Genomic DNA, 7,939 nt, shown 5'->3' with positions numbered 1-7,939 from the left:
GTATTTGTTCTGTTCCCTCTCTATGTAGCTGACGATAATTGATGATCGGTTTTATCAAATCATTACCGTTCAGAGATACCTCGTAGGGAGCATCCCAGTCTATATCTCCCACACTCTCTACTTGAGAAATCCATCGATTATTACGAATAGCCCAGCGGTCATGCAGCTCTCTAAATCTATCTAAATTACGTTGGTTACTTATGATATCTACTGGGTTATCAATACCTAGTGCAACACCTAGCTGAATTGYATCTTGAAATTCCGATAAGCGCACTCTCTGAGCTATTGAACCTTGCCTAATAAGAGAGTTGCCAAGGCGACTACCACTCAAGAATGGAAAAACTTGGTCAAGGCGAAGAGCTGTATAGTCAACCGTAGAGTAATGGCGCAGCTTAAGGTAACGCTGTTCTAGAGGGCTAAGCATTCGCTTAACCTGTTCTACTTCATCACCTTTAGTAAAGTCCAGAACCAGTTTATCGATAAACTTCAGAGCCGCTTTTGTTCCATCAAGCCCTAGCTCAGACAGGATTTTCTTTTGGCCTAGATGGCACATAATTAACGCCTGTTCGTTGTCAACGCCGTGCATATCGCACACTAAAGCGAGTAAAATTGGCCTTGTTTCTAATAGCTGTTTTGCGGCTTGGCTATTCGCAGCAAGCCAGAGCATTTGATATTGAAACTCTGGGTAATCCTCTGTCGCTTTTAGTAAATCCTGAGGAATGGTGTCCGTCCAACCACTGTCGTCATATTGACGTAAATAATTGAAGCCTAGTCCTATACCGCCATCCAGAGGGAAACGCCATTGGGCTGTTGTTCTAWATCCCTTAAGTTTCTGATTCCATGGTTCAAATTCAAGGTCRTACTCAAAACCAAGATCAGTGGTTGGGATAGTTAATACAGCCATCTATTCAACTTCCTCTGTCAGGTCCTCAGGACACCAATCAGACAAATATTCATCTTCTGATTCACCTCGACAATCGTCATCATTTTCAAGTTCAGAGTCATATTCCCACTCTTCTTCAACATTATCGCCAAACTCAGAAGCTTCGTCTTCAACAAGAAACGCATGTTCATCTTCATCGTTCCCACTGAAAGCTGCACAAAATGATTTGATTGCCAACCAACTGAACAAACCACCTAGAAGCAAGTAAACAATAAACATCACTATCTCCTACTTGCGCTTTGCTTTTTTTGCTAGCTTACGTTTGCGCTTATTCTTCACTTTCTCAGCCGCATTTTTCTGCATTTTACCTTGATTGGTAAAACCGATACTCTTCAGAACTGCTTTACCCTCAGCGCTGTTGACGTACGCTCGCGCTTCACTGTGTCCTGCATCTGCTGCTTCTTGTAATAGAGTCGGAATAGGCTTTGGCGTCTTTACACCGTCACGCATCTTAAACTTCTCTCCAGCTTTGATTAATGCATGCTTAACTACGGTGTATTTTACATTGGCTTCTTCTAACTCATCATTAGCTTGTAGAATTGCTTGATGATAAACCTCAATCATTAGGTCGTAGTGTTTATCATTTTGTGTAATTTGATTAAACAAACGAAGCTCTACGTCAAGGTAAGCAGGAACAGATTCGTAGCTATCAACCATTACTTGAATAGATTGATTTTGGGCCGCTTTGTCGCGCTGCTGCTCTGCATATACTGTCAAATCCACGTATGACTTAAGCAGAGCAATGCCTGGCACACGGCGTGATTGCGCTGCAACCAAAGCTGAACGGAGTGCCTTTAATGACTCTTCAGTTGGCTCGGATTCATACGCTTCCAATTTTAGGAACGCGTCTGCTGTATATGCTTCTGGTAAGCGATATTCAATGCTACGCTCAACCCAACTCTCTTTATCACCGCCTGCGCGAAATGCTACATCCAATTCGAATGAAAGCGCCTGGTGGTAACCCTGCTCTGCGGCTTGGCGAATGTAATCTTCACCAAGCTTGGTTTCCTCATGCTTTAGCAAGTACGAACCAAACTCAAAGGCAACCTCTCCCTCTTCATCAGTCTTTAACGCCAGCTTAAAACAAGTCTTAGTATTGCGTGTCGCCTCTTCTTGCAGCAGTTTATTTGCATAACACTTAGCAAATAGTAACCAGCTCTGTGGATGACCTTGACGGTGTGTTTTTTCTAGCCAGTAACTAAGATCCGCTTGCTTATCAAGATACTGTTCTTTCTTCCACCAACGAGATTTACCTGTCTGCTCACTCATCTCTAGCAACTCAGAATAAACCTTACTTGCTAGGTAGTAGCTCGCTTCTTTAGAGCCTTTCAGCGCATCAGTTACGAATGACGACAACTCACACGGTGTTGGTTCCTGCCAAGCGTCAAAGTTCTGTTGTGAAATCCCAAGAATGGTTTGACCAACATAATTAGCAATCTCAAAAACGCTGCTCATGTGTTGCTTCATACGAGTGCGAGAGACTTTCATTTCAGCGATATAAGCACCATTCACTTCAGTCATGTGAACAGATCGGTTGCCATCGTGACGCAAGGCATTCATCTCTCCAATAACCCACTCTTCAATACAATTAGAAGCTTGTAACATCTTGATCTTGTTAGATAGGTCACCATGCACTGGCGGGCGTAATTTGAAGTGCTTCCCTAACTCGTGGCAAACAAGTTCAACAAACAGTCGGATCTTCGCCATACTCGACTGAGGGTCCGTAAAATAGTAACGCTCAGCTAAAACGGCTTGTTTATATAGCTCCCCCAAACCTTCTTTCAGAAAAGCGAAGTTATCTTTATTTTCATTCTCAAAGTGTGTTTGTGCTTGCATTTTTGCGCTCCTAATCACTGTCTATGAACGCTATACTAATTAGAGAGGCGACAATTACTGTCGCTTATGAGGTTTATTTTTCATCAGAGGATAATATGAGTAAGCAGATACTGAGATATCAAAAAATACTAGAATCCATACCTTGTTATCCAGACTCTATCTCTAGCTTAGAGCTACGAGATACGTTGATTTCCTATGGGTTGTTAGCGATTAATTCCGATGAAAAAAGTCAGCTTCGAACTGTTCAACGCTCTATTAATAAGGTGGTTGAAGATAACACCAGCATTGAAACTGAAGATGATTGCCGCCCATATCGCTACCAAATAGCTCAGGGGCATCGTCATCCAATTAAGCCTGACGGGATGTCTTCGGTTGTATCATTACAGGTCATAGAGAAAGAGATTAAGTCGATGCTACCGCCAACCCTGCGCTCTGATGTCGATGCTATATTTTCTTCATTGAAGCAAGAAGACACCAAGCAAACAAAGCTATGGAGCGAGCGATTTTGCTATTTCCAACAAGAGTTACCACTAGAGACACCAGACGTAGGTAACGAGTTTTTTAAGCGGATTGAACAAGCACTTCTCAATAAAAAGGATATCGAGTTCAGCTATCAAAAACGTGGAGCAACAGAACCCAAAGCTTATACATTAACGCCACTTGGACTCTTTCTTCACGGTAACAGCTTTTACCTGATAGGCATGACGCCAAACCAACCAAAGAACATTCGCACCTACGCCCTTCATCGAATACACACATTAAAGGTTGGTTTTAGTAGTAATAATATTTTGGCTAAGTTTAACGTCAAAGAATATGTAGAAAAAAATGCCCGTCACTTCTCTGGAGGAGACATGCAAACGGTCATATTGAAGATAGATAACCTACATGGTTTACACCTTATTGAAGAAACTCGGCTATCACCAGCCCAAAAAACAATCGACCAAGATGAAAAGTACACGACTGTTGAAGCTGAGGTTCGCGATAGCCTAACCTTTGAGTGGTGGCTGATGAAGAATGCAAATATTGTGGAGGTTATTTCTCCTATCCCGTTACGAAACAAAATTATACAAACTCTGCATGCTAGCTTAAGGCTTTACGGTCAGAGTTAGTCAATATCTATCATTTGGGTATACCTATCAAATAGACCTCTCGATTTCTATCATATAGAAATAGAAGTATTTATATGATAGATTTATCTTATAAGTTCTAAATGATAGAGGTATGCAATGGCGATATACGGATATGTTCGTGTTAGCACGAAAGAACAGTCTACAACGACCCAGGAGAAAGAGATTCTTTTGAAATACCCTGATGCAGTGATTGTTCAAGAAAAGTCATCGGGCAAAACTATTGACCGCCCTACTTTCAATAAACTACTCAGCACAGTAACAACTGGCGATAAAATTGTTGTACGAGAAATGTCACGGCTAGGTCGATCTCAGGGAGAGCTAATGCTGATGATCGAGGAGTACCAAGGCAAAGGAATTGAATTTGAGATTCTAAACATAGGAATTGATACCTCATCCGTCTCAGGGAAGATGATTCTTGGAATACTATCTTCCGTAGCCCAAATGGAGCGAGAGTTGCTACTTGAACGACAAGCATTGGGAATTGCAGAAGCGAAAGCTCAAGGAAAATACAAAGGAAAGCAAGCATCACCTATCACGACTAAGAAATGTGAAGAGGCGCTTGGATATGTGGAGAACGGTATGAGCAAAGAAAAAGCAGCAAAAGCGGCTGGTGTTGGTATTGCGACATTATATCGTTATATCAAAACCCAACATGAGTAACTCTCCACACCTGCTCATTCTACTGAATGTCTTTTTGCCAACCTTTTTCGCCATCGGGAGATAACCTTTCAATTTAAAACGTTTGCTCTACAAGGTTTGCCTAACTTATTTTTGCCCCAAAGCTTGTTTGGATTGGCGTAAACTTCCATTAGAATAATTTAGTCAATCGTTTGTAGACCAAAATCAGAACCGAAAAACGCACCACATTGACATGGTAGTGAATATGTTATGCAAACCTTATGCACTTTAGTGAGTGATAGCTAGACTTACTCAGTTATCAATTATGTTGCGAGCTTATAATGCGTCTTTGGTTCACTAAATCGTGGGAAGATAAAAACCTCAAAGTAATCGATGATAACTTCCCTTTCATACAAAGTATGTACCCTATGTTAGAGCTATCCAAGTTTAGGTTAGAGAATATTATGGAGCGACACTCAATCCATAAAATAGGAAATAAAGGGCGCTGTTGCTTAGCGTTTTTTCTTGGAACTATTAGTGGGGAAATCAGACAAACAGTCAACGTATCCAATCTAGATGATAAAATGATGCTGCACTTAATTCTAACGTCTTATGGCTATGTTGCCATTAAGGCGGGTCAAGTAAAGTCAGATAGTGACTGGGCTTCGGTAATAAAACGTGCCGAAGGGGTCTTACTTACCGATGAGTATGTTTGGTTTCACCGAAAGGGGGTCGGTTCCGTGGGTATATTGGGTGAAGACCCTGAAGTGAATTGGCAAGATTTCGAAAACGAAATAAGTACATAAGAGTATTTAAGGCTTCAAGATACTTTTCTAATCTGACACTAGCATTTTAGATTAGATATTCTAGCTAACTTTTGTCCAGAACCTTCTCAGATGTCATTTCGTAACTCAGACACGTCCAATATTGAGCTAGCAGCGATGGCTAGCTTAGATCTGCTCAACTATACGAACCAACAAAATGGATAGCCTTAGCTCAATGAATCAGCTAATGTTTAAGTCATACTCAATCAAAAATGATGACGCCTAGAGGGTTACATGTCAGAAGAATTTATCATTGAAGTGACTGAAGATCTTAATGGAGATAGCTTCATAGAGCTACCAGAAGAGATTCTCAATGAGTTTAATTTGAAGGAGGGCGACACCCTAACTTGGGAGCGCCTCGATGACAGCAGCGGTTACAAACTTAGGAAGAAGCAAGGTTAAACTCTAGTGATCCCTTCACCTACAATGTGATGAAAATCAAGCTATTTGGTGTAGTACGTTACATCAAAGCGGCTTCTATCTAGAACTAAGCTTGTTTACAACGCTACTCACGCATAATCTGACAGACACTATGTACAAAAGCATGTAACTGTCAGATCAGGTCTGAATTAGTAGACATCACACTAAATACTCAATGTGACGCATAGCTCTCTTACACTCGTTGAGCGAGAAAATCTAATACAAAACTTAGTTCTTTCGGGTCGACATCCATTTTATGAGCTAGACGTTCTCTATTTTGCATATCAAGATTTGAAGCTCTCAAAGCTAACGTATGATACTTAGATTCATCATGTTTCATTTTAGATACTTTTGAACAGATGTAACCTTCATCGTATCCCGCATCTCTATAGCAATCTTCTATTAATTCGGCTATGTAATTCATTTTATTTACCTTTTGTTTTTCTTATTGTTTAGGTTCAATCATTATTTCTAATTGGCTCCTGTTACACTGAACAGAAGCCTGTTTGTTATCAGCTAAACTCTTTGACCTTGCTGGGAAAGTAATACTTTCTCCGCTATATCAAACATATGGTTAACAATTCCTACATTTGTATTGTGGAATTTTTTCTCCCGCATGACAGCATGCACAAACTTTATACTAGTGAGTAAATCATTATCCCTAGGCGCAACAGCCTTAGTTGAAAGTTTCGAAAACCTTTGGTTTCGTTCCTCAACACATCGATCAACGTCTACCAGGAACACTTCATTATCTTCTAAGTCGATACGCTTGATAACTTTAGCTTCGATAATCTCAGATCCTGTTAAAAATCCTCGTTTATGTTTTTTATGATACTTATCGGCATAGTTGAGTTGGATAGTCCCCAAGTTCCCTTTAAACTTAATGTACAGGCAGTGATGCGCAACAATTAYGTACTCAACAAAGCTTGAAATATGTTTGTTATACTTAGCCCTACTTTCTAAAGACTCTAGTTCGGGTAGCAAGTCACCTTTGTCGGGAACAGCTTGTAAACTATATGCTTCAGTACGCTTTTCAATTAGAGCATTGAGGTCGAACTCAATCTCATTAAACTTCGCAGATAAAACCCTACGTAAGCGAGAGCTTTGTTCTTCATTTATCTCTTTTTCAAGTTCATCCAACTCATTTGCGTAACGTTCAATCTCCGTTTCCAAATACTGTAAGTGATGTTCTGGAGTTTCATTGTTCAAGCTTCGGAAATCAAAACTGGAAAAGCTCTTAAGTAGGAGTGTTTCAATTCGATGATAATCAAAATTGCCGACTGAACTCAGTTTGCATTGCTTGTTGATCGAGTTTCTACAGCGTAGCTTCGACTTTCCTCGGTTCGACTTCGAGTAAGAGAGTGGACCACCGCAATAAACGCATTTTGTCAAACCAGAATACAAGTTTCTATATTTCGGAGAAGCTTGCCCTTTCGTTGAGCGTCTTAAACTTGCTTGGACCCTATCAAATTCATCTTTAGTGACAACAGCAGGATAATAATTATCCTGACATGGTCCAAAAGGTACCTTGACACGTTTTTTCGTACTATAGTCATCAGTTGTGCGCTGAAAAGCTCCGTATGCTTGTATCATTTTTAGATACTTTAAAACGATTTCTGAGTACCATTCACCACCAGTAAATGATGGAATCCCTTCAGAATTTAAAGTTTGTGCAACTCGATGTGAACCAATGCCTAATTCTAACCTCATCGTGAATATACGTTTTAGAATACTGGCTTCAGGTTGTTTTAAAACAAACTTAGTCTTACAACTGCTAAGCTCCATCCATGCAGGGCATATTGACGTTCGCTTTTCACCGCCCTTCTCCTCAGCTCTTCTCTTAAGCTCAAAAGATGCCTTAATACGTTCAGATTTTTGTTTGCTTTCTAAGTGCGCTAAATGAATGCAAACAGTGAGTAAAACATCACTCCCAATATCAGATGGATTATCATGATGAACAATCAAGTTAAATTTTGTAATTGCAACATCAATTTTGAAATCAGCAAGTTCCATAAAAATTTTACGGACTTTGTTAACCTCTAAGCGACTGATTCTGTCTACTGTTTCAACCACTAACAGTGACCCTGGCGGAATTTTTCCAGACTTAGCTGCTTCTAGAAACGCCCCTAATCCAGCATTCTCTACAGTATTGGCTCCAACATATGCTG

At 40.3% G+C, this 7,939-nt stretch carries 9 protein-coding genes; 4 read left to right on the top strand and 5 right to left on the bottom strand.

Annotation, left to right across the window (positions count from 1 at the left end):
• From L4C33_RS17465 to L4C33_RS17455, 3 genes are all read right to left on the bottom strand, one after another.
• Positions 1–904: PcfJ domain-containing protein (locus L4C33_RS17465; protein ID WP_428813686.1), on the bottom strand; the 904-nt coding region annotated here is incomplete at its 3' end.
• Positions 905–1,162: a hypothetical protein gene (locus L4C33_RS17460; RefSeq protein WP_372046441.1), complete on the bottom strand. Its 258-nt coding sequence runs from the start codon at positions 1,160–1,162 to the stop codon at positions 905–907.
• Positions 1,163–1,171: 9 nt separating this feature from the next.
• A complete protein-coding gene (locus L4C33_RS17455) occupies positions 1,172–2,779 on the bottom strand; it encodes a DUF4145 domain-containing protein (protein ID WP_428813685.1) in 1,608 nt (535 codons plus the stop codon).
• A gap of 95 nt (positions 2,780–2,874) precedes the next feature.
• On the opposite strand from L4C33_RS17455, the gene L4C33_RS17450 reads away from it, so the two are divergent.
• The 4 genes from L4C33_RS17450 (at position 2,875) to L4C33_RS17435 (ending at position 5,753) form a co-directional block, all read left to right on the top strand.
• Entirely contained in the window at positions 2,875–3,888 is a 1,014-nt protein-coding gene (locus tag L4C33_RS17450; RefSeq protein WP_428813684.1) for a helix-turn-helix transcriptional regulator, read from the top strand.
• A 117-nt stretch (positions 3,889–4,005) separates the two neighbouring features.
• On the top strand, positions 4,006–4,569 hold the full coding sequence (locus L4C33_RS17445) for a recombinase family protein (protein WP_428813683.1): 564 nt from the start codon (positions 4,006–4,008) through the stop codon (positions 4,567–4,569).
• A 299-nt stretch (positions 4,570–4,868) separates the two neighbouring features.
• Positions 4,869–5,333, top strand: coding sequence for a hypothetical protein (locus tag L4C33_RS17440; RefSeq protein WP_428813682.1), 465 nt, complete (start codon positions 4,869–4,871; stop codon positions 5,331–5,333).
• Between the two features lie 252 nt (positions 5,334–5,585).
• The gene (locus L4C33_RS17435; protein ID WP_428813681.1) at positions 5,586–5,753 is read left to right on the top strand and encodes a hypothetical protein; all 168 of its coding nucleotides are present in this window, start codon (positions 5,586–5,588) and stop codon (positions 5,751–5,753) included.
• A 211-nt stretch (positions 5,754–5,964) separates the two neighbouring features.
• Here L4C33_RS17435 and L4C33_RS17430 read toward each other — a convergent pair whose 3' ends face one another.
• Together L4C33_RS17430 and L4C33_RS17425 are read right to left on the bottom strand one after the other, a co-directional pair.
• Positions 5,965–6,195, bottom strand: coding sequence for a hypothetical protein (locus L4C33_RS17430; protein WP_428813680.1), 231 nt, complete (start codon positions 6,193–6,195; stop codon positions 5,965–5,967).
• Positions 6,196–6,287: 92 nt separating this feature from the next.
• A partial coding sequence (locus L4C33_RS17425; RefSeq protein WP_428813679.1) for a recombinase family protein occupies positions 6,288–7,939 on the bottom strand: 1,652 nt, incomplete at its 5' end.

The sequence above is a fragment of the Vibrio makurazakiensis genome (genome assembly GCF_050337375.1).
In the GTDB taxonomy this organism is placed as follows: Bacteria; Pseudomonadota; Gammaproteobacteria; order Enterobacterales; family Vibrionaceae; genus Vibrio; species Vibrio makurazakiensis.
This window is presented reverse-complemented; position numbering and strand designations above follow the sequence as displayed.